The organism is Campylobacterota bacterium (genome assembly GCA_020633995.1).
Classification (GTDB): Bacteria; Babelota; Babeliae; order Babelales; family RVW-14; genus JACKCO01.
In genome coordinates, this window is the sequence record JACKCO010000004.1 from 222,226 (window position 1) to 248,191 (window position 25,966).

The 25,966-nt window shown below is 43.9% G+C and carries 17 protein-coding genes; 3 read left to right on the forward strand and 14 right to left on the reverse strand.

Annotated features, from left to right (window positions below; translation table 11 throughout):
* The 6 genes from gatC to H6679_04125 all read right to left on the reverse strand — a co-directional run bounded on the left by gatC (position 1) and on the right by H6679_04125 (position 7,566).
* On the reverse strand, positions 1-288 hold the full coding sequence (gatC, locus tag H6679_04100; protein ID MCB9493428.1) for an Asp-tRNA(Asn)/Glu-tRNA(Gln) amidotransferase subunit GatC: 288 nt from the start codon (positions 286-288) through the stop codon (positions 1-3).
* Between the two features lie 26 nt (positions 289-314).
* Positions 315-1,781, reverse strand: coding sequence for an MATE family efflux transporter (locus H6679_04105; GenBank protein MCB9493429.1), 1,467 nt, complete (start codon positions 1,779-1,781; stop codon positions 315-317).
* 508 nt (positions 1,782-2,289) lie between these two features.
* Positions 2,290-4,014 carry a hypothetical protein gene (locus tag H6679_04110; GenBank protein MCB9493430.1) on the reverse strand — a complete coding sequence of 575 codons (1,725 nt, stop codon included), beginning with the start codon at positions 4,012-4,014 and terminating at the stop codon, positions 2,290-2,292.
* An 89-nt stretch (positions 4,015-4,103) separates the two neighbouring features.
* Positions 4,104-5,291 carry a hypothetical protein gene (locus H6679_04115; protein ID MCB9493431.1) on the reverse strand — a complete coding sequence of 396 codons (1,188 nt, stop codon included), beginning with the start codon at positions 5,289-5,291 and terminating at the stop codon, positions 4,104-4,106.
* A gap of 14 nt (positions 5,292-5,305) precedes the next feature.
* Positions 5,306-6,154, reverse strand: coding sequence for a hypothetical protein (locus H6679_04120; protein ID MCB9493432.1), 849 nt, complete (start codon positions 6,152-6,154; stop codon positions 5,306-5,308).
* Between the two features lie 173 nt (positions 6,155-6,327).
* Complete coding sequence (locus H6679_04125; GenBank protein MCB9493433.1) at positions 6,328-7,566, reverse strand: hypothetical protein; 1,239 nt, start codon at positions 7,564-7,566, stop codon at positions 6,328-6,330.
* Between the two features lie 290 nt (positions 7,567-7,856).
* On the opposite strand from H6679_04125, the gene H6679_04130 reads away from it, so the two are divergent.
* On the forward strand, positions 7,857-8,945 hold the full coding sequence (locus H6679_04130) for a Fic family protein (GenBank protein MCB9493434.1): 1,089 nt from the start codon (positions 7,857-7,859) through the stop codon (positions 8,943-8,945).
* 3 nt (positions 8,946-8,948) lie between these two features.
* On the opposite strand, the gene H6679_04135 is transcribed toward H6679_04130, so the two are convergent.
* From H6679_04135 to H6679_04145, 3 genes are all read right to left on the reverse strand, one after another.
* Complete coding sequence (locus H6679_04135; GenBank protein MCB9493435.1) at positions 8,949-9,887, reverse strand: hypothetical protein; 939 nt, start codon at positions 9,885-9,887, stop codon at positions 8,949-8,951.
* A gap of 161 nt (positions 9,888-10,048) precedes the next feature.
* Positions 10,049-11,305: a hypothetical protein gene (locus H6679_04140; GenBank protein MCB9493436.1), complete on the reverse strand. Its 1,257-nt coding sequence runs from the start codon at positions 11,303-11,305 to the stop codon at positions 10,049-10,051.
* Positions 11,306-11,665: 360 nt separating this feature from the next.
* The gene (locus tag H6679_04145; protein MCB9493437.1) at positions 11,666-13,510 is read right to left on the reverse strand and encodes a hypothetical protein; all 1,845 of its coding nucleotides are present in this window, start codon (positions 13,508-13,510) and stop codon (positions 11,666-11,668) included.
* 187 nt (positions 13,511-13,697) lie between these two features.
* On the opposite strand from H6679_04145, the gene H6679_04150 reads away from it, so the two are divergent.
* On the forward strand, positions 13,698-14,858 hold the full coding sequence (locus tag H6679_04150; GenBank protein ID MCB9493438.1) for an ATP-binding protein: 1,161 nt from the start codon (positions 13,698-13,700) through the stop codon (positions 14,856-14,858).
* Between the two features lie 635 nt (positions 14,859-15,493).
* On the opposite strand, the gene H6679_04155 is transcribed toward H6679_04150, so the two are convergent.
* From H6679_04155 to H6679_04170, 4 genes are all read right to left on the reverse strand, one after another.
* Complete coding sequence (locus H6679_04155; GenBank protein MCB9493439.1) at positions 15,494-17,221, reverse strand: hypothetical protein; 1,728 nt, start codon at positions 17,219-17,221, stop codon at positions 15,494-15,496.
* A gap of 25 nt (positions 17,222-17,246) precedes the next feature.
* Positions 17,247-20,387: a hypothetical protein gene (locus tag H6679_04160; protein MCB9493440.1), complete on the reverse strand. Its 3,141-nt coding sequence runs from the start codon at positions 20,385-20,387 to the stop codon at positions 17,247-17,249.
* Positions 20,388-20,558: 171 nt separating this feature from the next.
* Positions 20,559-22,295: an alkaline phosphatase family protein gene (locus H6679_04165; GenBank protein MCB9493441.1), complete on the reverse strand. Its 1,737-nt coding sequence runs from the start codon at positions 22,293-22,295 to the stop codon at positions 20,559-20,561.
* Positions 22,292-23,962 (reverse strand): alkaline phosphatase family protein, encoded by a 1,671-nt coding sequence (locus H6679_04170; protein MCB9493442.1) that lies wholly within the window; start codon positions 23,960-23,962, stop codon positions 22,292-22,294. Before H6679_04170 ends, H6679_04165 begins: the two co-directional genes overlap by 4 nt.
* Positions 23,963-24,066: 104 nt before the next feature.
* On the opposite strand from H6679_04170, the gene H6679_04175 reads away from it, so the two are divergent.
* Positions 24,067-25,056: a hypothetical protein gene (locus tag H6679_04175; protein MCB9493443.1), complete on the forward strand. Its 990-nt coding sequence runs from the start codon at positions 24,067-24,069 to the stop codon at positions 25,054-25,056.
* Here the strand turns inward: H6679_04175 and H6679_04180 are convergent.
* Positions 25,024-25,854 carry an ankyrin repeat domain-containing protein gene (locus H6679_04180; GenBank protein MCB9493444.1) on the reverse strand — a complete coding sequence of 277 codons (831 nt, stop codon included), beginning with the start codon at positions 25,852-25,854 and terminating at the stop codon, positions 25,024-25,026. The genes H6679_04175 and H6679_04180 overlap by 33 nt on opposite strands.
* Between the last annotated feature and the right edge of the window lie 112 nt (positions 25,855-25,966).

Sequence of the window (25,966 nt, forward strand, 5' to 3'; positions counted from 1 at the left end):
TTATTTCTCGTCAAGAATTTTTGGTACCACAAAATAGCGATCTTGCGTTTGAGGTGCTTGGGCAAGGATTGCGTCAGCGTCACTTTCTATAACAACGTCTTCGCGAAAAACGTTTTCGAGTCGAGCTGTTGCTAGCTCTTCAGAAAGTGTTACGTTTTCTAATGCATCGATATTTTCGATAATTGCCTTAATTTCACCTTCAAACTGCTTCACTTCATTTTCGTCGAGTGATAGCCCAGCCATCGCGGCAAGTTTAAGCAGTTCTTCTTTGCAAAAATTGTTTGCCATGGTTGTAGTTCCTTTTTCAAAAAGTGTTACACCTTATGGGTTAGCCACTTGCGGCTTTTGATGCGCCGTACAAAGATAATGCCCATCAAGCCAGTGGTTACGTAAAAAGACCCATAGATGAGAATAAATTTTAGTTCATTACTAATGGGAGGGAGTACCATAAAGTATGCAGATAACATTCCTGTTGTCTGTGTGCTAAACCCGTGACCAGCTCCTGCCTGTGGCAGTTGGCTAATGACATAGGAGACGGGTATAAAAAAACAAGCACACGAAAAAAGCCGCCCCCACATAACTGTTCTTACATCACCGGCACCACGTAGTGCCCCTGCAAGAACGAGCTGTGTAAAGTCAAAGATTACCAGAAAGGTGATGATTGGTAAAACAGATGCTGCAAAATTGCCAAACTTGTTTTTTTTATCAAAAAAGCTGACGAAATAGGGGGCATTGATGCTCAAGATGAAGAGCGAGGGTATGACGGTGGCAAACGAGAGCATAAACATCTTTTTGATGTTGGCTACAGCGCCCTCTGGGTCGCCCGCACCTAGTCTGTTACTGACCAGAAAGGTGACGACTTGGGCAGCAGCGGCCACCGGTAAGATGGCAAAGCGTTCCAGGTTCTTGACGACGTCATACGAGGTGATGGCATATTTGCCCATGCTGGCAATCATTTTTGACAACCAGACATATGAAAAGGTTATCGTACTTTTGTCAATAACAATCGGCCAGCTGAGGTTAATCAGGTGCAGTGCGCGCTTCCAGCTAAAGACGGCAAAAAAGATAGTTGTGAAGTATTTTTTATAGTCTGGGTTAAAGAGTATGTAACAGAGCGCAACAACATTCATTACTGAATATTGGACAATTGTTGCAATGGCAGATCCTTTAAGCCCAAGTTTGGGAAAACCAAAGTGTCCCAAAACGAGCATGTAGTCAAAAACGATAAAGACTGCAATGCCCAGCATATTGATCAGCATAGGAACGCGAGTATTTTTAAGTGCGCGCATAAATCCAACAAAACACAAAATCGTGAAAATTAAGAAAACACCAAACGCCTTAATTCGCAAAAACTCAGCACCGATAGGAATCATTTTCGCGGGAACGCCAAGCCATTGATAAATATATTTTGCGCTCAAAAAGATGATCAAAAATTGGCTACACCCAAAAATAAATGTTGTCCAAAACGTGTCTCCCAGATCCTGGCCACATTGTTCATACTCGCCCGCACCGTTGTGTCGACCAATGATGGCGATTGAAGCGACTGGTATTGCTTCTGCAAGTTTGATTAGCGTATGCAAAAAGTTGGTGCCCATAGCAAGTGCGCCGTAGGTTGTGTTTGACCCCAGCTGCGAAACAATCCACGAGTCGATTAGTGGTGGCAGCGAAATGAGAATCGTTGCCGTTATCAGCTCAGGTAACCAGTAAAGAATAATGTCGCGCGACCGTTCACCGTGCATACGTGATGAAAGAAACGATTGAATTTGTTTTTTAACGTTCATGAAACCATCCTTTACGTGGAAGGCGTGAAACCGCAGCGTGAGACGCACAAAAACCAAAAAGGGTAGTGTACGCTTGTGATGCGACAGCCGCATCACAACGTATTGACTCAGAAAATGTAGAACAAAAGCGTGTATTTGGCAACCTTCTTTGGGAAGAAAAAGGATGATTAAATTCTAGATTCCCGATCGGCCCCCTGATCAAGTCAGAGGACAGGCTTGGGAATGACCTCTACTCAATTGCATATGATTTTACAAGCAGCACTTTGGATAGTAGTAGCTCGTCACCCTGGACTCCGATCCAGGGTCTATTTCTAAAGAACAAACGCGTCGTACATGTGGGTGTCACAATGGATACCGGCTCGCAGGCCGGTATGACGAGTCCTAACAACCCAATACTATACATGGTAGGCGGGAATCCAGAACTTGTAGTTCCCTTATCCGGTAGGAGTAAAGAATCCACTGGCTTTCTGAAGCAGTCCTTTTGCCTTTTCTTGGGTATCTTTACTTTTCAAGATATCAATTGCTTTGCTTTTGATGTATCTGTTTTTGACTCGCTTGTAGTTGGCGTGGCATTTTCAACAGAAGCTTCGGTTTCCTGAGCAGGGGTTTGTTTTTTGCTTATCATCTCCATGAGTATGTCTATTTTTTCTTGCATTTCTTGTCGTTGCTGTTCACCCTGCTTTAATTTCTCTTTCATCTCTTCTTGTGCATTCTCTTTTGCTTGGCGTGCAGCTTCTTCTTCGGCTAAGAGACGCTCTTGCTCTGCCCTTGCCTCTTGACGAGCGCGCTCTTCTTCCTTAAAGCGTTGAAATGCAGCAAGCAGTCGTTGTTCTTCAGCTTTTTTGCGAGCAAGTTCTTCAGCGGCTGCTTTCTTTTTAGCAAGTTCTTCTTGAAATGCTTTGGCCAGTGCAAGCTCTTCTTCACGTTCTTTCCGTTCTTGCGCATCTAGTTTTTCTTGTTCAGCCTGCTCGCGGCCTTGATACACTTTAAGTGCTGCCTTGATTTCTTCAAGTTCAGCGTTGAGTGCTTCACGTTCTTTTTCATGAGCAGCTTCAAGTTCTTGGCCTACTTGTTTTTGGGCAGCAAGTTGCTCGGTTAGTTCATTGACTTGATCGTTAACGCTACTTTCCTTGGCTGCGAGTTGCTTAGTGAGTTCACTCACTTGACTGTTCAGATCGTTTATTTTTGCCTCATGTGCTGCTTTTTGTTCTGCAAATTTTTGATTAGCCAGTTCTTGCTCTTGCTGACGTATTTGCTCGATATTACCTTTCATGTCTTCTCGAGCTTGGGCGCCAGCTTGTTCAGCTTGTGCTTGTGCTTTTTCAAGGTCTTGACGCAGCCCGCTAATGATGTCTTGGTTTTCATTAATCTCATCACGCAGTGAGCCAAGTTGTGCTGCCATGGCCTTTTTCTCAGCAACGCGCTCTTCGGCTCGAGCAGCTTCTTTTTCGGCAAACTCTTTCATGCGTGCAATTTCTTCTTTTTCATCTTCGGCTGCAGTTGCGGCTTGTTCATCAAGTTTTTTACTCAACTCTCTGAGTTGTTTGCCACGCTCTTCATCATCACCTTCATTGTCTAAGATTGTGATAATCGGTGCAATGACGGCGGCAAGTCCACCAAAACTTGCAAGCAGTCCTCCCGCAGTTTTGGCAGCTGTTTTACCGGGATACTTTTGCGCGGAATGTTTGATTTTACCGATTGTGGTTGTTGCATGTTTGGCAGCAGTAAAAATATCATCTGGGTCTTCATCAACCTTTTCAGCATCAGCAGTGTCTTGGGCTGCTGCCGCTTTCTTTTTAGCACTCTGCTCCTTCTTATCGGCTTTCTTTTCCTTACCGCTTTGGCGTGATTGCTCAAATCGTTTTTTAAATTGCTGCGCTTCTTTTCTTGCAGCCTCTTTTTCTCGCTCAAGCGTTTTAATTCGTTCTTCTTGCGCACCCATTTGTCTGAAAACATCAAGCACCGAGCTTTCCTCGCCGGTTACACCCGGCAGGCGGAAGCCTGCAAGGCCAGATGGAGCGTCAGTTTTTTCAGCCTCTTGTGCGGCTTCAGTCTTTGGAGCTGCTTCTTTTTTTGGCAGCGAGCTTAGGCTTCTTGTTCTGCTAAAGCTTGCGCTTACTGGTTGTGATTGCTGTTTGCTCAAGCGGCTTGCTTGTTGTTCACTTGCAGAAAGCGCAGCACATACCAATAGATAGACGAGTAGGGCGGTAAGCGCATAATTTATTCTTTTCATCAGGTCTCCATAGTCCAAAGTTTTTTCTATCTGTTAAGTATCCAGCGGCGTCATCCCGGCCTCTGAGCCGGGATCCACTCCTCATTTCTTTATTCAAAAAAACGAGCAACGTCTTCTTCTTTTGTTGTGACGCTTTTTTCTTGTATAGGCTTTTCTTTAATGTCATCAGGTTCCATGACAGCCTCTTTGGGTAAGTCGAGCAGATCTTGAGGCTGGTCAACGACAGTAGTTTCTTCTTCTGCGCTTACTTTACCCTTCTCTTCGTCAACAATTTTGTCGTCTTGGCCTGAATCAATGGTTTCAGGTTCATTTTCATCACCAGCTTCAAGGCTTATTGTTTCCTGGCCAGTGGTGTCTTCTTCTTCTTCTTCTTCTTTCTCTCGTGCCTCTAGGGCTTGTTCAACCCCATGCTGGGTAGTAGCACGTATGCCCCCGCTGATAACTGCTGAGACCCCGGTAGCCACCAACATAGGAGCTGTAATTGTAGCGGTATTCTCTCTCACAAAATCTTTAAAGCGTTGCGTTTTGCTTTTTGGAGCTTCTATTTTGATGCCTTCGGACTCAAGGCGAGCTCGGTATGCATCGCTTTTTTCAAATTCTTTGTTTGCCTTTTTCAGTGCTTTCTCTTTTTCTGAAACATCATCAAAAGATTTTTTCCATGCTGTGTTACTTTCGGCAGCTGTTTTTTTTGCTTGGTCCAGTTTTGTTCGCGTTGAAAGTACTTCAAGACCAACCTGACCACCTTGGCTTGCTTGCAGGGTAAGCTCAGAGAGTTTTTTGGTCAGACCTTCAACCGCTAGATCATCGCGATCACTTTGCCTTCTCAGTTCATCTTGGCGTGTATTTGCGTCATTAAGTTCTTCCTGCGCTTTGATTTGTTTTGCCTGAGCTTTGGCAAAATCTTTCAAAACCAGATCTTTGGTTTCTTGCTCAGCTTGTGTTCTAACCTGTTCGCGCTTGACGGCTAGCGAGGCAAGGTCTGTCTCGAGTGCAGTCTTTTTTTCTTGGTCTTTGGAGCTGAGTGTTTTCTTCTTGCCTATTTTTTTCTGCTTTTCTTCAAGCTTTACAATCTTGGTATCAACTTCCTCAAAGTCCTTTAACGTCCCCTCCAGCTTTTGTTTAGCAGCTTTTTTTTGCGCTTTTGCGCTGTCGACAAGGTCCATTTGTGCTGCTTGTTGAGCACGCATAACGCCAAGGCCTTCTAGCGCTTGCAGCTGAGTCCAATCGCAGAGTGTTGCAATAAATATGAAGGTGTAAAAACAATAATTTTTCTTCACGTTTTCTCTCTCCGTTAACGACTTTCTTCTTTGACTGCGCTAAAAAAGTCAAAAATGCTTGTTGGTTGTGCTTCTGCCTCTGGCTCTTCTTCTTTCTTTTTGAAAAGACTATCAAGACCGTCTGAAAGACGCATGCCAAAAGCATTAATGCTTTCTATAACGTCTTCTTTGGTTGGAGGATCTTCTATGCTGGCCTTGAGATCAGCAAGGCCTTGTTCAAGATCGTCTTTGAGCGCAGTTGCGTCAGCTTTGATTTCTTCTAGTACTTTTTCTCGTTGTGCGGCAGCTTCTTCAGACTCTTTTTCTTTTTTAATTTTTTCATCGTACTTTTTAAGTATTTCATCTTTAGTTGCTTTACGGGCACCAATTTTATCTGCTTCCTCTTTAAGTATTTTGTCCTGTTCTTTTCGCAAGTCTATGAGCTCGGATTGGATCTGGCTTGATTTTTTTTTGTATTTCTTTGAGCTGATCTTTTTTTTGCTTTGATCTGACCATGTTCTGCCCAAATCAGTTTGTTGGTCTTCTTGAGCCTTAATCAAACCTTCTTCAGATGTGATACGCGCTTCAAAGTTCCCTCTTTCCCGTTCCAGTTTTTTTGAGAGAGGTTCTAGATCTGCTGGTTTAGCCTTGTCTCGGGGGCTTGTTTTTTGTTGGAGCTTCGGGTTTATCTTTGGCGGCGAGCTTGATCGTTTGGTAGGTTTAGTTTCACCTGGGTCTGTTAGACGAATGCCTTTTTTAAGAAGCTCTCGAGTTGGTGAAGTGCTTCGTTTTGTTGCCTTTGCCGCGTCTGCAGCCTCACCTGCATACAGGCTATAGTTGCCCAGATTGACGGCAAGTAGAAACAGTAAAATGGCAAAATTCATGGTTTTTCTCCTTATGAGATAGAGTACAACAATTCTATAGTTTTAGTGTACTAAAATTGACAAATAGAATTCAATAAAAAAGGTCTCTGCACAACACAATGTCATGCAAAGACCCTTTCTGACATCCAAGCAAGTTCGTGCTCGCTTGGACATACGCTTATGACTAACTTGGTCTAGTCAACCGTTTCCTCATCTAGGTCTTGACGGTAGATTGACTCAACGTCACCTTCTACCTCGCTGCCTTCTTCAGTGATGATTTGATCAAAGAGTGCTTCAAGCTGTTTGAGCGCTTCATCGCGAGACTGGTCGTCGGCTTCAAGCGTAGCTTTTTGCTCTTCTAGTTGTTCTTTTTCTTTGTCACGATCGGCCAGTTCTTCACGCAGGTCACTAAGTTCTTCTTCCAGACGGTCTTTTTCTTCTTTCAGGTCTTCAAGTTCTTCTTTTTGCTCTGGGGTTGGTGCAAGTGTGTCCTCAATTTCTTTTATTTCACCATCTAGATTAGCGACGGTTTCTTCACGAATAGCTATTTCTTCTTTAATTTCGTCATTGCTTGCTGAGCCAATTGCATAGCCAATGCCGATGCCTGCTGCAAGTAAGCCAATGCCAAGGCCGATAGCACCGCCAATCATAAGCTTTTTCTTGTGACGTTTAACAAATGGTTGTTTTTTACCTTTGACGGCTTCATTTTCTGACTTAATCAGTTGGTCAATAGCTTTGTACTCTTCAGAGCCTTTGCCAAATTCGTTCTTAGCAGCTTTTAACGCTTCTTTGCTAAACTTTTTGCGAGATTTATCTGATAAGTTTGTATCCTGAAAGGTCCATTTTACTATACCTGAGAGGTAGTTTACCTGTTCATCTTTTGTGCTATTTTTAAACTTGTTTACTTCTTCTTGTGCTTGTTCTTGGACTTTTACAAATTCTACGCTTGCACGTGGGCCAGGTTGCTCAACGAAAGTTCTTTTAGCCGCTTCTTTTACCACTGCAAGTTCAGCATCCCTTTCTTCTTTTGTTTTTATTACAGGGAATTGTTGCTCGGGAGTCTTTTTGGGTTCTTTTTCAGGAACTTTAATTACAACGGGCTCAACTTTTGTTCGCTTTGGTAACATTTTTAAAACTTCAGTTGTTTTTTCAACATCTCGGCCAATTTGCCTTATTCCGGCGGTTACTTTAAGTCCAGGAAGTTCTTCACTTTTTATGGGCTTATCTACTGGGTCGTACATTTCTTTCGCGTATTTAGTTCCAGGAGTTACTTTTTCTTTTTTCGGTTGATAAAAGCTTGTAGCTCGTTTGGGTTTTGGTTTCCCTTGATCGAGTTTGCCGGCCTTCAACGCTGAGCTATCAGCGGCCCATGCCTGTCCACTCACGCATGCCAGGACCATAAGACTTATAAAACGTATTGAACGAAGTTTCATGAGTTTTCTCCCCCAAAAACTTTTTTAATCATAATTTTGTAAATATACAGATCTATTTTTACTCAGTGTACGTATGCTCTGGTGTTAAAATCAATAGTTTTGTATATTTGTAAATTATTAAAAGTTTGATTGGCTTAGTAAAATTGAGGTAGTCACTAAGTCAAAAGGGGGTATTTTTATTATAAAATCTTGAAAAATATCGTTAAAATGGTCATCATTAAAAATGACGATGCCGTTAAACTGCCGTTAAATTGTCATTAAATTGCCGTTAACTACACAAGGTTATGAGTATGTTTAAACCAAACTTTACGATTACGCCGCTGCTGGCTAAGGTGCTTATGCGCATCGAAGCTGCCAGAGAAAAGATAGCACATGTTCCCATTACGCCACATGTGTTGGCAGGGCTACGCTACAGTGCTCGGCTTCAATCAACGCACTACTCAACGGCAATTGAAGGCAATCGGTTAACAAGTGAGCAGGTAGAACGTGTCATAAAAAGGCGTGAGCATTTTCCCGGCCGTGAACGTGATGAAGATGAAGTAAAGGGATATTATGTTGCGCTTGATTGGCTTGAACAGCAAATAAAAAAAAGGGTTTCTCTCTCTGATGATCTAATCAAAATGGTGCATGCGCTCGTGATGGGAAAAGGGCGTATTCGTGTCAGTCCAACGCCGTATCGTGATGGACAAAATGTTATTCGAGACGGGGCAACCGGAGGCATTGTGTACTTGCCACCAGAAGCTAGTGATGTAGCTACTTTGATGGGTGAATTAATTGAGTGGGTTGGCAAGCATGATCAAGATCTTGCGGCACCGCTTGTTGCAGGTATTGTGCATTATCAGTTTGCGACGATTCATCCCTACTCCGACGGCAATGGACGCAGTGCACGTTTGTTGACAACGTTTATGTTGCATCAAAGTGGTTATGATCTGAAGGGGCTGTTTTGTCTTGAAGAATATTATGCTCGAGATTTGCCTGGATATTACCAGGCCATTAGCATAGGGCCTTCTCACAACTACTATATTGGCCGTGCTCAAGCTGACATTACCTCGTGGCTTGAGTATTTTTGCACCGGCATGGCGCAAGCGTGTCAAGCAGTGCTTGCCCAAGCTCAAGTAGTTAAAAGTAAAACATTGCCAGATCAAATGCAAATTATGCGCAGCCTTGACGGTAAACAACGTAAAGCACTAACACTTTTTAGCAAGCAAGATGTTATTACATCCAGTGACGTGCAAAAACTTTTCGGATTTAAGGAGCGCAGTGCACGTGCGTTATGCAAACAGTGGCTACAACAAGGTTTTTTAGAGGTGGTTGATCCATCAAAAAAGGGCAGGTCGTATCGACTTGCCCTTCAGTTTCGTGCAATGTTTGATAACTAAGCGTTAATCTTGGAAAAAGCCTGATGTATCAATTTCTTCGCCTTCATCTTCTTCTGCGGCGATGACCGCCGCGGTTGTGGCCGCAGCAATACCAAGACCACCTACAACCAGCCCGATGCCGACTTTACCTTTTGTGCCTAATTTAGATTTCTTTTTGGTGACGGTTGTCTCTTGCGTAGCTTTTTCTGGATTGAATTGATTTTCAATCGCGCTGAGCCGTTTTTTCAGATCTAACTTGTCAGGATCTTGCGTATCTTCGGGCATTTTGTCGTTAAGCATTTTTGCCAAGTTGTAGAGACGTGCTTTTTCTTCAGCTGTTCCACTTGCAGCTTTTTTAGCGATATCTTCTTCTATGGCTCTGACAATTCCCAAAACTTTGTCGGTTCCAACCAGTGCTGTCGGGTCCATTTTCCCCGGAAGATTTTGGATGAGTGTGTTAAGCTCTTCGAGTTTTGCATCAGCCGTTTGGGCATTGGCAATTGCAGCTTTTTGCGTATCTATCATGGCGCTGACATTGCCTCCATGAGCTAGTGGGTTTGCTCCCAAGCCAAACTGTTTTGCAGCAGGGACCAGTTCAGCTGGTTTGACCTCTTGCGTTTGTTCCTCTTGCAGCGTTTTAATTTTTTGTGCTTCTAGTGGATCTTCACTGGCTAGTTCACCTGCTTTTGTTGCAGCACCTATGCCGCTACCAAGATCAAGCTTGAACGCTCCCACGTCCATGGGTTCGTCTTTGGTACCAAGTACTTTTTCACGAAGCCGAGCAAAGGCGCCGCCTTCCACCCCTTTTTCTTTTTTAGATGTTTTAAGCTGCGCAGCTTTTGCTTGTTTTGCTTCTTCTACATCGTCAGCTTTGCTCAGTTTGCCCTCTTTGCTCATTGCTTGCGGGCACAGTAGGCCCAGTGCAAGTGCAAACAGTAATGACAGTATTTTGTACGGTTTCATTATTAGCTCCCCCCAGAGATTATTACGGTTTCATGGTCCTGGCCTGTGCAAGACCAGGGTTAATCACTTTCAGTTTAAAAAGTATGGGGGGTAAAATGCAATGGTTTGGGTTGTTTGGTGGGGCGGGTCACGCCAGGCAGCGTGACCCCACATTGTCAAGATTACCGAAATACCACTTCTTGTTCTGACTCGGCCTCTTTCTGTTCTTGCATAGCGTTTTCAATCATTGTACGCAAGTACTCGTTATCTTCAAAGGTGATGTTGGCAAAGCCTTCTTGTGTTGCGCTGTAGGCAACAATGTTGCCAGCGTCATCACGCGTAACGCTGACGGTATAACCATCTGCAGACAGGCGGTTGATGTCGTCTTGCAGCATTTGTTGATACGCATCAGTCTCAAGGGTGTAGCCTTCTTCAGCTTTGATCATATCCATTTCTCGCTCAGTTTCGTTACGTGAGCCGCTCTCAACCGCTGCCCAAACGGCTAGGCCAATGCCACCAGCAACTAGGCCAAGTCCGCCCAACATGACCATGGCACCAACGGTACGTTTTTTCTTTGGGCTCCAGCCCTTGCTGCCAGGTATTGAGCCACCAATTTTTTCAAACGTTCTGACGGTCGCTGCTTTGAATCCCTTTTTCTCGCCTGCTGCAACAGCATCAATTTCTTTTTTTGTACCATCTTCTTCTGCTTCAGAAATGTTTGCTGTTTTAATAATGTTTTTTGCAGCGCCAACATCAAGAACTCCTGGAATCTCAGCTGCTGTTATAGCTCGATTGTTGGGGGAGTTGTTGTCATCGAGTGCCTTCGTAATTGCAGGGTCTACCAAGCTGTAGGGAGGTGGGGGTACATCATCATCAGGGGGAAGGTCGTAATCTTTTTTCACTTCTGCCGTTTTCAAGTTGGCTTCTATGTTTTTAGCAGCTTTTTTTTCTAGCTTTTTAAGACGTTTTTTTTCTTCTTTAGTTAATGGTACCTCTTTAACTGGCTGTGATAGTATGCTTGCTTTGAGGCGGTTTTGTTGTAGTCTTGCTACTTCTTCAGGAGCGCGCATTTGTACTGGTGGTTCTTTTTCTATTGGTTCAGTTTTTTGTGACGGTGGCATTGGAAGAGGTCTTAATGGTTGTTGTCCCGTCCCAAATTTTTCTTCTTTAAGAGCTTGTGCGATTTCCATAGCGCCATCACGCTTTTTTTCTTCAGCCTCTTTGCGTTGAGCGGCTCGTTGTTGCTTTTTTTCCTCATGCTCTTTTGCATCGGCTGGTGTTTTTGTATATTGTGACGGAGGTCTTTGCCCCATAGCTGCTGCGCCTTTTTCAGCGGCTTTTCGTGCTGCCTTTAGTGCATCTGCGGCCTCACTACACCATGCCTGCTGGCTTAAGCCTAGCAGCAGGCTGCAAAGTAATAGTGTCTGTTTTTTGTTCATATACATGCTCCTTTCCTTTCATTTTTTACTATTCTTGTTAACGCTCTGTTCATTGGATACCGGCTCGTGGGCCACTACTGTCAAAAGTGTTTTGAAATGCTTATTGTTAATTCAAGTACAAAGAGAAGGGGGTCATCCCCGAGGCCCATCGGGGATCTCCTTTGTAAGAATCATACAACCTTTACATCATTTATTTCACTTTTAATTTTTTAGATCCCCGATCAAGCCGGGGATGACAAATTTTTTTTCTGCATACAACTTTGTTGGTCGCAACGCTTTAACTCCCCAGCAGATACTTTCAGCACTCTGGACAAGCGTTGTAGACTTGATCCGGGGTCCATATTTATCAACAAGGTTGATTTATTCAAAACCTTCCAATATATCGCTCTCAACTATTTCTTTTTTCTCCTCAGCTTCTTTACTCAACGGTTCCTGGCCTACCTCTGTATCTGCCATCTTTGCCATCTCACTTTCAACGAGCTGCTCAATGTATTCAACATCAGTAAAGGTAATGGTTGGTGCGTCGTCTTTGGTTGCTACATAGCTGCCAATCATGTCACCATCGGCGTAACTAACCTCAACGGTGTAACCATCCTCTTCCAGGCGTTTGATATCATCACGCAGCATGTCTTGGTAGCCCTTGCTTTCAAGCGTGTAGTCGTTGTCCAGTTTTATCTGGTCCATGTTTTGCTCGGTTTCATTTCGCTCAGACGATTCCATGCTTTGCCACACCAGCAGGCCAATGCCGGCTGCCAGGCCAAGTCCGCCAGCAATCATCAAGCCACCAAGGATACGTTTTTTCTTTTTCGACATACCTGTTTTGGACTTTGTTGCTGGCAGGGCATTGGCAACATCTTGCGTAGCTGCCAATGTTTTTTCGCTCAGGCGTTGAGATTTTCGTGACGTTTTTTTGTCAAGTTGTTCTTCTATTTCTTTGCCAAAATTTTGGTCGAGTTCTTGTGCGTGTTGCATAATTTCCTGTTGCGCTGACTTACGCGTTTTCTTGTCCTCTATTTTTTTTGACGCTTCAGATGCTGCCCTGAGCATATCTTTTTGTGCGTCTTGCACATCCTCACCTTTACCAATGACGCCATTGAGAACTCTCACCGCGTTAGGTACGCTCTCTGCTGTGTCCATAACCTGTTTGAACAGTGCCATACGGTCAGCGGGTTGCTCGCCAGCTTTGTCAAGGCCAAAAGCTTTTTGTACTTTTTCCATTAGAACCTTATTTTTGCTTGGGTCAGGTTCGTCAATGATTGATTGCTCAAGGCGCGCCAGGCCTACGCTGGTGATGGAGTCATTCACTTTCCCCTCAAGTTCTGGGCCGGCTTCTTTTCTTAAAAATTTGGCAAAGGCACCTTGCTCGTCCTCAGGCATGTCTGGGATTTGTTTTGCGATGGCAATGACCAGCTCTTTTTTGCGTGCAGGATTTTCAGATGCATCAGCCAAGAGTTTGGCTACTTGTTTTTCTCGCTGGGTGGGATCCTCAATTTTCATGACATCGACTACTTGGGTAGCTGTTGTATCTTGGCCACCCTTGACGACTTCTTTTTTTGTTTTTTCATGTTTTACCTCTTCAACTTCAGCCTGTTGTTTTTGTCGCTTACGTTTGACTTGTGGTTCTGCTTTTGGTGGGCCAAAGTCAAATGCTCCAGCATCTTTGAACGGATCGGTTTCAAAGCCTGTTTTAAAAAAGGGATCGTCAAGGGGATCTTTTGGTGCTGGCTGAGCTGGTGTTTGTTTTTGAGCGGGAGCTTGTTTAGCTTTAGGAGTAACGTCTTGGCCTCGTGCTGTAGCTGCTACTTCCTCAGCCCGCTCGCCAATGCTGCCTTCTTGTTTGGCTACGTCGGTTGCTTTGCGTTTGGTTGCTTCGGCAAACTTTGCTTGTACCTCGCTCTGTTTGAATAGCGAAGGGTCAAGGCCTGCAGCTTGTTTTCGTTCTCTGCCTGCACTTGGTGGTGCTTTTAGTTTGAATGCATTGAGGTCACCTGCTGTTGGCTGTTGCACGTCTTTGGTGTCTTTAAGTTGGATGACTATTTTTTTTGGTGCTGAGCTGCCATCGTCCTCAGGAGCCTTGCGTGTTCCAATGGTAGACGACGTTTTGGGTTTAGTTGTTGGGGCCTTGCCTGCTTTAAACTCTGATGGTAGCACACTGCCGTCCATGAGCAGGTAGATAAGAATGATCAGGTACATAAACTTTTTCACAGTCTTTTCTCCTCATTTTGATCGGGTAGAGGTCTTAATCGACCTGAGCCTACTATTTTTGATTTGTCATGCACAAGACATTGATGAAAGTGCTTTTTTTATAATAAAATCCTTTATTTTTCACAAAACACCTTGTAAATTATAAATATATTCAAAATTTACAAGGTGTTTTGTGGGGTTTTTAGTTATGCAAAGAAAACAGTATTTACGTGAAATAGGACTTCAGTTGGATGTTCACAGCGCTTGTGCCTTGTTGGGGCCCCGTCAGGTGGGTAAAACTACGTTGGCACAGCAATTTGCGGTAGACTTGCCGCAGGACAATGTCGTCACATTTGACTTAGAAAATCCACAAGATGTTTCTAAGTTTGATAATCCTATGCTGCTGCTTGAGCCGCTTATGCAAGAAAAGAAGATGATCATCATAGATGAGATTCAGCGGATTGCAGAGCTCTTTCCAGTACTACGTGTGCTTATCGACAAGTACCCGGAGAGTAAGTTGCTTATTTTGGGGAGTGCATCGCGTGATTTAATTCGCCAGTCATCAGAAACGCTTGCTGGGCGTATTGGTTACATAGAGGTTGCACCTTTTTCTTTCACTGAAGTACTGGAGAGTAAAGAGTTGTGGCTGCGAGGAGGATTTCCTCGTTCATATCTTGCCAAATCAATTGATACAAGTTTTAAATGGAGAGAGGCGTATATCAGAACATTTTTAGAGCGTGATATTCCAAGCCTTGGCTTTACGATACCAGTTCAGCAAATATATCGTTTTTGGATGATGCTGTGTCATTATCACGGACAAACATTTAACGCGAGCGAAATTGCACGTTCGCTTGGAATCAGTGATCATATGGTTCGTAAATATTTGGACATATTGGTTGGAACATTTATGATGCGTACGTTGCATCCGTGGTTTGAAAATATTAGCAAGCGGCAAGTAAAAGCGCCGAAAATATATTTTCGTGATAGTGGTATATTGCATGCGCTTTTAGGAATACGAGGGCAAGAGCAACTCTCCTCGTACCCGCGCCTTGGCGCATTTTGGGAAGGCTTTGCGCTTGAAGAAATTATTCGTTACTATCGAGCAACTCAAGATGAATGCTTTTTTTGGGCTACACAAAGCGGTGCAGAGCTTGATCTCCTTTTATTCAGGAGTGGTAAACGATTTGGCTTTGAATTTAAATACAGTGATGCCCCAAAAATTACTTCATCTATGCGCATTGCTTGTGCTGATTTAAAGCTAGATCATTTGTACGTTATTTATCCGGGTATGGGAAGTTTTCCTATGGCTGAAGACACCACAGCATATGGGCTTACTTCATTTCTTGAAAAAGAGTATGACACGCATTAAAAAAAAGAGGCGGAGCCTGGTAGCTCCACCCCTTTGGTTTGGTTCTCTTTGGGTCGTTCTCGGCTTGATCTGAGTATTATTTCAGCATCCAGATGATTTTAACTTTTGTCTAGATCCTGAAACAAGTTCAGGAAGACGTCTTGGTGAGTAGCTCTATTGTTTGTTTAGCTACTTGCTTTACCCCTTTGGGTCATCCCCGGCTTGGTCCTTTAGTTTGACTAGAGGAGTACTCGGATACACAATCTCGTTACTAAGCCTGTCCTCTGGCGTGACCAGGGGAGGCTTGACCCGGAGTCCATTTTTAAAGATAAAGCCTAACTATTTACCTAAGTGTTAACGTGGATACCGGCTCGGCGGCCGGTATGACGACAAGGGGTTGTAATGCTTGTATAACAAACGGTCTCTTTTTGTACCATGTGCTCCTACTGACGTCATCCTGAATTTATTTCAGGATCTATTCTTTCTTGTGCAGCAAGATGCTGAAACGATACTCTGATCAAGTCAGAGCACATGGTTCAGCATGACGTCGATTAGTATTATCCCCCTGGGGGTTCTCATGAAGGTCATCCCCAAGCCTAAGACTCGTCATCCCCGACTCCGATCGGGGATCCAGAACTTGTTTGTTCCACAACTCTTTATTCATCAAACGCTTCAACAACTGTTTCATCAGGCTCTTCCTGCTGGGCCGGCTCAGCATCAAGCTTTTGCTCTCCTGGCTCGATTGCTTCAGCCTCGGCTTGCATTTTTTCAGCTTCGGCAAGCATGCTGTCAATGGCTGCAATCAGTGCGTCGCTGTCTTCAAACGTGATTGAATCAGCATTTTCTTTGCTTGCCGCATAAGCGATAATATTGCCATTTTCATCGCGCACAACCTCAACGGTGTACTCATCATCTTCAAGTCTTGTAATATCTTCTTGCAGCATTTGTTGATATTCAGGTGAGGCTACGGTCAGGCCTTCTTCTGCCTTGATCTGGTCCATTTCAGACTCACGCTCGTTACGTTGTGACATGATGATTGGTACGGCGATCATGGTTGCCATCAGACCGATTGCAAGGCCAAGGCCAACACCGATGGTAATACCGCCAAGGATACGACGTTTTTTCTTGTTAGCGTCGCCTTTTGTTTTTGGCCACATGCCGCCAACTTTATCAAGCATTCTAACGGTACTTTTTTTCAGTTGTTGCCCACGAGTTGGTGGCGTTTCGTCTGCAAGCTTGAGCTCGATTGAGCGTTTAAGCTCACTGTCATTGCCGGCTCCGGCTAATAATTTTTGTTTTTCTGCTTCACGTGTTTTTTTGTCTTTAATTTTTGTTACTTCTCCGGCTGCTGTAAGCAGGAACTGGCTTTTGGCCATACGTTGTTGTGCTGGAGTAAGTTTTTCTTGCATTGCAGCGTTAGCTAGTTCTTGTGCCCCATCAGAGTCTTTAAGTACATTGAGTGCATCGGCAACAACAGCAACACTTTGTGCAGGCTCAGCTTTATTGGCTATGTCTGCTTCTATGACTTTATTGAGGTCAGTGGCTTGTGATATTAATTCTACGTCTTTAGGGTTACTTAAACTAAGCTTGCCAGACTTAACTGCGTCAGCAGCTAGCGTGTGCGAAGTTCGAGCAACTGTGAGAGCAGTTTCAGAGTCTTGGTTGCTCGCTTGCTGTTTGAGCATAGAAAGGAATGTAAGTTGCTCTTTTGGATCACGTATATTTTTTGCTTCTTCGGCAAACTTTAATAGTAGTGCATCCTTTACCTCTGGTTCTGTAATTCCGTCAAGGAATTGGCGAGTTTGATTACTGCGGCTTTTTGAGCTCTTTACGCTGATGATGGCTTCAACTTTGGTCGAATGTTGAGTAACTTTTTCTTCGGTAGTCTTGTCCTGTTCTCTGATTTGCCTTAGGGTAGCTTCAGTCTTTTTTATTGATTCTTGTGCTTTAGCTGCTGAAGCGTCAAATTCTTGAGCGGTTTCGTCAAACTTTTGAGAAGCCTTTTCAGCTCGCTTAAGCGACTTGTTAGCACGTTTTACCGTAGACTTAGTCCACTTATCTTCTAGCGTTTCGGCAAATTTTGGATCCTTCTTCTTTTTTGTTTCAATTTTTTTGAGTGTTATATCAAATTCAGTATCAAATTTTGCGTCTTCGGTTGCTTCATCTCCAAGCACTTTACTTTTTCCAGAGAAGGGTGTGATGTCACTTTTTTTAGGTTTACTGATGACCGCAGAGGTGGAACGTTGCAGCATCATTGACTGTGGTCGAGGCTTTGCCGCACCTGATTTTTGTGTGGTTAATGCTTTTGTTGCTTCACTGGCTTGTGCAACATCTATACCCATAAAGCACAAACTGAGCAGCAATAATTTGACTAATCTATTCACGATTTAAAACTCCTTTTTTGTTGCATTAAAAAAACAAATCAGCGTCATCAAGGCTGCTGCCTCCTCCCTCATCAAGGTCGCCGAACAGTTCACCATCATCACGTGTGGTGGAGCCGGAGCCAGCAGTTGCTTCGATATCTTTAAATAAATCATCGGCTTCAAACGCTACGTCAGTTGCCGGTGTATCTTTTGTCTGGCCTAGCAGTTCATCAACATCTTCAAAAATGGTTTCTACGTCTTCCAGTTCGCTTTCATCAAAGTAGGTTTCCAGATCAAGATCTTCATCTGCATTTTTAAGTTCACCTTTTGCTTTACCCATTTGCTGGTTAAACATTTCTTGGCCGGCCAGGTCTTCTTCCTCGCTTTGGCCAATGCCTCCAGACATCATCATGCCCATAACACCAACACCACCAACAGCAACGGCTGCAAGTGCAAGGCTCTTTTTACGTTTTTTCAAGTAGCCGATTTTGCCTTCTTCTTTGACTGCTTCTTTTTGCTTGCGGTAGCCGCGCTTGATTTTTCGGCCAATGAGTTTGTGTATACCAACCATTTCACCTTCTGGAGCATCCTCAGTTTTTGCCCCGCTGTCTCGGCCTTTGATGACAAAGCCACGTCGCTTGCCGGTGCCAGCCTCAACTTCAGAACCGATCAGCCAGTCTTCATCTTTTTCCATTTTTTGCTGTTTTTTGCCACGCTTTGACATGCCAAACTGCTGTTTCATCGTTTGCATTTCCATACCTTTGGTAAAGCTCATGTCTCCACCCTTGATAAAACCAAAGCGTTCCAAGTCAATCATATCCTGTTCTGACAGGCCAACTTTTTTCTGTGCGGCTTCAGCCTCTTTTTTAAATTCTTTTACCTGCTTTGTAAGATATTTTTCTGGATTGTCTCCAGATCCAGCCGGTATCTCAGGCTCACGCACCAGGCTGCCATCTTCTTTGAAAAGCGAAGGGTTACTTTCTTTGAGTGCGTCAAGCTCGGCCTCAAGGTTTTCTTTTTTGCTACCACTTGCTTGACTGATTTGAAATTCCAGCAGCTTGGCCTTGATTGGTACTTGCTGTTGATTGCTGGTTTCGACTAAGAGCTCAGATTTAAGATCAGCAATATCCATTCTAAGTTTATCAGCCTCTTCACGGTTGGCTGGTTTAAAGCGGCCGACTCCTGAGGTTAGCTCTTTAAGTTGTGCTTCTTTCGCTTGCAGTTTTGTTTTAGCCTCAGCTTCAGCTTCTGGTGTAAGTCGTGCTTGTTTTTCAGCCAGGTGCTTGCTGTCTTTTTGTAGGTACTCGTTTGATTCATATTTTTCACGATTTTCAACAAACTTTTTACGTACCTTTACTTTTGTTGCCTCTGGCACATTAGGGTCATCTTTAATTTTTTCATAGTTGAGTCGTGATACTTCAAAAGCGTCTTGCGGGCCAAGCTCTTCTTCTAGCTGTTTGAGTTTATTTTTATATTTTGCTTGCAGCGCTGCCTTCTCGCCTGGAGGTGCCTCGTCAATTTGTTTTTGTATACGCTGGATAAATGGACGTGCGCCAAGCTCAAATTCTTCAGTTTCTTTAATTTTTTTCTGAAGTTTGTCTTTGCGCTTTTCAAACTCTTTTGCCAGCTTGGGGTCGCCCAATTCTTTCATTTTGGCGTCCAACTCTTTAATCATGCCTTCCATTTCTTCAATTTTTTCTTCAGGCTTTTGCTCTTTTTTCAAACGCTTTTGTTTGAGGCGGAGCTTTGCCGTTTGCTTGACGCCGTCCTCAAGAATTTTTTGATTTTCTTCAAGTGATTTGATCATAGCTTGGTCTTCGTCTGATTGTGGTGTTTTGCGCTGCAGTGTTTTAAGCAGACTTGTTGTTTCTTCTAGCTGCTTATCAAGTGGTGCGTCAGGGTCAATTTTGGTTACGTATGTTGGACTGAGCTCAAGCTGGGCAATGCGCTTTCTGCTGGATTGAATTTTGAGTTGATCGTCAGCGGTTTTAGGATCTTTTGCTTCAAGCTCTTTGAGCGAGGTACGTGTTCTTTCAAGCTCTTGCTTGACTTGTTTGCCTGCGTCATCAATAAATTTGCTTTCATCAACGGTTTTGAGAAAGTCTGTCTCAGCCGCTTTTAAATCATCGTTTGCAAATTTAATTTGATCTGGAAGTGGCTGTTGTCGTCTGAGCGCTCTGACTTTGCGTTTGAGGCGGCGCAATTGCTTTTGCTCTGCTTTGGTAGGGTTGGGAGTTTTTTCAAGTTCTGCAAGCTTAGTTTGAGCTTGTGTGATGCGGTCTGTGACCGGTGTGAGTTCTTCGATAGCGGCATCACGCAGTTCTTGACGGCGTTTGAGTCGTCGAAGTTGCTTTTTGAGTTCACGTTTCTTTTTCAGACCAGATGGAGAGAAATCTTGCTTGAGATTGCCAAGTTCTTTTTCAGCGTTGAGAATGCTACTGTCAATTTCTGATTCTTTGACGAAGTTAACTTTGATGGCGTTTTCAATATTTTCAGCTTTTTTTGTGAGCTCCTTGCTACTGCTGTCTAACACTTCAGCTTTTTCTGTAGCCTTCTGAGCTTCTTCGAAATTGCCCTCTTCTTCTAGTTTTTTTGCTTTTGCTGCCTCTTGTGCGCTTTCCTCGGCAAGTTTATTTGCTTCAGTTCGGTGCCCTGTTGCTTCTTCAAGCTTTTCTTGAGTTTCTTTTATTTTTTTTACAGTTTTGTCTTCTTCAATTTGTTTAAGTTCTTCTCGGCGTTTTTTTAATTTTGCTTCCTCTTTTTCAAGCTCCTTTTGGCGGCTATCTTTCTTTTTTGATTTTTTTGCAAGTTTTCCCTCTTTGCCAGCAGCCTTAAGCGCTGTTTGTTGTTCTTCGAGTGTCTTTATTTCTGACTTGTAGGCTTCGACGGCCTCTTCTCCCTTCTCGATCCTTTTCTTTGTTTTTTCGCGTTTGCTGAGTGGGGCGTAGGCTTTAATTTCTTCTTTTAGACCTTTTTTAAGGCCTTTGACCGTGGGGGCCTCTGGTGTTTGTAGTTTCTGCATTTTTGCCAGGCCTTTTTGTGCACGGGTAGCTTCTGTTCTTCTGGTAGCTTTGTCTTTTCGAGCTGTTTTGTCTGCTGCGTTGACTGTGCTTGAGCTGAGCAGGGCCAGACCGGTTCCAAGAACCAGTAGTGCAAAAAAACGGCGATGGATGATGAAATGCTTCATCAGATCATCCTTTTTTGTTTTTAAGGGTATATTTTGACAGTCTTTGTGTAGTCTACGTTTACTTTTAGTTTAGTCCTAAATAATTCAAATAGGCAATAATTTAAGGGGGTGTTGGGGGATAGGTGCTTTGGTTCAACACTCGTCAGCCCGGCCACCGAGCCGGGATCTACATCAAAACCCAGGCAGTGCAGGGTCAACACACGCAGAGGGTGCGCTAATGCGCAATAATTTTGCAAGTGTTGGAGCAAGTTGCGTGGTAGAAACGGTTTGCATAATTTTACTGCCCGGTTTGCCCAGCCCATGGCCATACAAGCAAAGGGGGACGTGACGATCGTAGTCATACGGCGTACGATGGCCGGTGCCCGTGCTGTGCTTGCTTGGTAGGCAGTAGGGTGCTGGCATGCAAATCAAATCGCCGCTGCGATTGGGGTAAAGCTGGTTTTTGTAGAGCATGGTTTTGTCAAAGGCTGGGTTGTCGTGTTCGTCAAGGTCGGCATACGTCCAGGCGTTGGCAATGCCGGGTTGTTGCTTGAGGTGTTTTTTAAGTGTTTTTAAAATCTTTTTTTGTTCTTGTGCCTCAAGCGAATCAAATACTTTTTTGTTCAAATAAAACTGGTGAGTTTTGAAAAAACTAACGATTTCTTTAAGCCCATATTTTTGTTCGATCACGTCATTCATACCCTTAACCAGGTCTGGCGCCATAATGCGATGAGCCAGGTCAAGGCCCATGTCCTGTGAAACTTCAGGCAAGGGACCAACACCGTGATCGGCCGTCATGGCCATGACAACTGACTTTCGTCCAACACGTCGCTGTGCGTAACGCATTAAGTTGCCCAGCTGGCGGTCAAGCTGATAGATCATATCAAGTACCTCTGCACTGTGTGGTCCGTAGTCGTGGCCTAGCATGTCAAGGCTTGAAAGCGAAACCCATAGCAGAAGTTTTCCGTTGTTGTTTGTCTTGAGGTGTTGGTCTATGCACAGTTTTGCCAAGTCAATCAAAATTTGGTTTCCCTCTGGTGTTTTACACAGCAGTGAGGTGCCGGTGTTTTTATGAGGGCTGTCACCGTTTTTGCCGTTCTCTTCATAATCAGTATCTGCATTTGGATCAGCTGCTTTATGTGTTTTACGATGTTGTAATACTTCATCAAAAATAACTTTTCCCTGTCCGGCAATAGGCTGCGAAATAGCGCAGTAGTCATAGTTATGCAGGTGACTAAACTGGTATGCGTAGTGGGAGCGTGGATACCGCAAGATCCATTCAAAGTCGATACGATGTGCAAGGTTGATTGAAGTGTTGAATTGTTCAAGCCACGCTGGAAACAGTTCAAAATATGCCTTGCTACTGGTAAATCGGCTGCCAACAAAGTCCATCCAGATAGCCTTGCCTTTTGTGCCTGCCATGTTGATTGCGGCACGGTCTTTGAGAGAGAGGGCAATTGCTTGGTGCTGAACGTCATCGTTTGATGCCATAACAAGTTGGTCGGAGAGTGTGTCAGCCATTAGTTGACGTGCACTGCGGCATTTGTCGTAAAATGAAGAGACTGTTTTATAGACAGCAGCGCCATCATGTTCGTCATGGGCACATTTAATGTGTTTACCATCATCGCGTATCCAGCTGTTCAAAATTATGCCATGATTTTTTGGTAGTGTGCCGGTGGCTAGTGTTGCGTGTCCTGGCGCGGTTGAGGGTGCACCGTAATCAAAAAAAGCACGTTCATAGTTAATGCCTTTGTTACGCATGAGCTTGATGCCGTCATTAAAAAAATGCTCAAGCTTATCAATATAATGGTAGGCGAGTTGGTCAACAACAATAACCATAACAACGCGCGGCTCAGGCAGGCCGGCAACTAACTTGCAGCATAAAAGTGCAAAGAGGAGCGCACAAATGTGTAAGATTTTTTTTATCATTGCCAAAGCTCCGGTAAAGGCGAATAGGTACTGGCTGACGGTGTGCTGATGTGCATCAACTTTGCAAGTGTGACGGGTAGCTGCGGTGACCAGACCTTTTCGTTGACGGTTTTGTTTTCATATTTACCTTTTTGATACACAACGATTGGAACTTGTGTGTCGTAGCGGTAGGGTGAAAGGTGTGCGGTGCCGGTCGGGTAATTGGTGAGCTGACAGTACGGTTGTGGTTGACAGATAATATCACCCATACGATCTTTGTACATTTGTGTTTGGTAAAAACGTTCAGCCTGGTGTTGTTTACAATGTCTGTCTGCAAGTTCGTCCTTTGTCCAAACGCGTTTGATCCCTTCCATTTCGCCTAGTTTGGCTTTAAGTTCGTTTAACAGTTTTTCTTGATCTTGTTTGGTTAGGGCAATAAAGGCATCATCATCTAAGCGAAAGTAGGTTGGTTCAAAACCAACGACAATGTCTTTGATGCCCATGATGTATTCAATATGTTCATTAAGCTGTTTGACCAACTCTGGGCCAAGCAAGCGCCTGGCTTGCGTGTAGCCACGCTTGTGCATTAGTTCGGGAATTGGGCACATGCCATGGTCGGCAGTGAAGACAAATAGGCAACGTTGCAAGCCAACTTTGCGTTGACAAAAGGTCATGAACTCTTGGATTTGTTTATCAATGTGGTAGATGGTGTCAATAACTTCAAGGCTGTCTGGTCCATAAATGTGTGCGACAAGATCAAGATTGCTCAGGCTGATCCAGAGCAGCATACGGTCATTTTGTTTGACAAGGTTTGCTCTGACGCATGCTTGAGCTAGATCAAATAATTTTTGTCCTGCGATTGGTGTTTTTAAGAAGAGTTCATACGGGCTGCGTGGTTTGTGACTTTGCACGTCGATAGATTTTTCGTGAGCCAGACTAAATGTAAATCCCGCATAATCGTAGTTGTCAATGAACGGAAATTGATACGCTTCGTGTCGACGACCGTAGACCGTTTTCCATTTCTTTTTTTTGGCCTTGGCAAAGTTCGCCTTTTTATTGAACGTTGTTAACCAGTCGGGCAATGTTTGAAAGTAGTCAGTAGTTGAGGTGAACTGACCTGCGTGTGGGTCAAACCAAATTGCTTTGCCCATGCGTGTTGCACATGAAAGTGCAGGGTATGATTTTAAAGCAAGCGCAAAGGCTTTGTATTGAGTATGCGTTGTGGACTGAAATATAAATTGATCACTGAGTGAGTCAACGGCTGTATTGCGCGAAGACTTACCATCTTTGTAGGCTTGTGCATCGGTAATGACTGCGGCTTTGGGATGATCGTCATCTTCATAGGCAACTTTTTTACCGTCTTGGTCAAGCCATTGATTGAGCACAGCGCCATGGTCTTTGGGGAGTGTTCCGGTTGAGAGTGCATTGTGTCCGGGTGTTGTTTCCGGAATTGCGTGGGGGTGATAGGCGTGTGTGTACACGATGCCTTGGTCAAACAATGTTTTTAAACCATAGCGAAAATGTTTGCGTAGTTTGGGAAGATACTGCGAGCCGAATGAGTCTGCAATAATGACCACCGTAAGCGGCGGGGTCATATTTTTTGTTTCTGCTTTGACGTGCGCTGTGAGCAACAGAAGTGGTAGCAGTGCAGCGATGAATATGCAGCGATAGTGCGTTCGTTTTGCCATGGGTGTCCTTTTTTATTTTTTAATTACTTTGTTGATGTGATTTGAGTAAAATCATAGGCACGTGATGATGGTAAAATAAAGTTTTTAATAAAATTGCAAGCGAGATGACCCAAAAGTGTGTTGTGCTGGTTATTGTCTTTTTTATTGGGATTTACAGTCTTGGCAATAGTGCCCATTGCTTGCATGTGACGTGCGCCAGTGATGTTGAAAATATATTGCAGTCTAAAAAAATCTGGCTGCATATGCAACTCGAGCAGACTGAGCGGGGTATTGTTAAAGATTCATTGCGTTTTTCCATTGATACACCGTGTGTGACCCTGCAAAGCTGGCGTGCAACACGTAACCCAGTTGTCGTGTATGATCAAGCATTTCGGAAAAATAAAAAACTTTTGATCGATTCTTGTGACTGTTGGCTTCAACTTGACTTTGTGCTACAGCAGCCAATGCTGTGTGAACAGAGTTTGCGCCAAAGTTGTGTGTACGTTGCTTGTTTGGTTTGCCAGCATGATAACACAACAATGCCGGTCAATGTATGTGTGCCTCTCTGGCGTGAGGCAAATGTTTTGGCATGTGAGTGTAGACAAGATGTGTGCGATGATGAGTTTTTGCAAAGCAACACGTGTGCTATGTTTATCAACCAGCGACAAGACGCTGTGGATGGCGAGTTTAAGATTCTGGATACACTTGAGCGCAATTGGCGTGAGGTGCGCTGCGAGTGGGAGCACGGTTTACGGACAACGACATTTAAAAAATATTATGTGTTGTTGATCATGGTTATGTTTGCTTATCTGATGGGGTTGTTGTGGCTTTCTCCGCTTGCACGGTTAGTAGTCATTGATTTTTTGTTTTTTGATTGCGGCAAGGTATTGCTGTTTGTTTGGCTGCTGTGTACAACGACCTTTTTGTATTCCATCATGCCTGTGTGGTTTGTGCGCATGCTTCAGCTGTTGGTGGTATTTTGTGCCGCAAGTTATTTTTCTATTTCGGCCTTATATGCAACTTTTTTAAAGCGTAAGTGGTATGGGTTACTTGGCAGCATCTTGTTTTCGTCGTGCCTGCCGTTATGTGTTCGAGTAATTATTGCATTTTTGTAGCGCCTTAGAAGGGTCTTTACGTGTTGTATTGGCAGGCCTAGAAGTTTGTGGCAAGATCAGCGACTTATACCGGTCTGCATCATAGCCAAGCATCATCTCAATGGGGCTCAAACCGCCGTTGTTTGTGGCAAAGGTATTGGCATTATTTTCAAGGAGCAAGGTGATCAAGTCATTAAATTTTTGATCAACCGCATAATGCAATGGTGTGTTGCCATGAGCGTCTTGAGCATCGATATTTGCATCATGGTCAAGTAAAAGTTGGGTAGCGAAGACAGATCCTTTTTGAACGGCATTGTGCAGTGGTGTGAGCTGTGTTGTAGTGCATACGCAGTTTGCATCTGCACCGTGTTGAAGTAAAAGGGTAATGAGTTCCTCATCTGCCTTGAGTATGGCGTGAAAAAGAGGCGTTACGCCAAGGAAATTTTTTATTTCAGGGTTTGCTCCTGCAACAAGTAGTTGTTGGGCAACAGTATAATTGTTTCGATCAATTGCGGTAAAGAGTGGGGTTTGTCCTGAGAGATTTTGCATATCTACGTTAACGTCATAGTAGTCAATAAGTACGCCCGCAAGCTGTGGGCCATATTCTTGGTCACGCGCTGCCTCATGAAGGAGCGTGTTTTTTAGCCCTTGTTCAGTGGCATGCGGGCTTAAGACGTTGGAGAAAAAGTTGATGATATTTTGCGCTGTACCACTTTCTAAGGCAAGGGTCAATTCTTGAAGGTCTTTTTTTGTATAGATTGTGCGCAATTCAGTTTTGCTTTGATTGTAATCTTGCTCAATGGCCACATGCTGCTGCATAGACAAGCGGGGCGTGGATGCCACACAAAAGCAGGATGTATGCATTAAAAGAAAACAACAGCTATATATTTTTTTTTGTATGCTAAAAAAGTTCATGCTCCTTGCTCCTCTT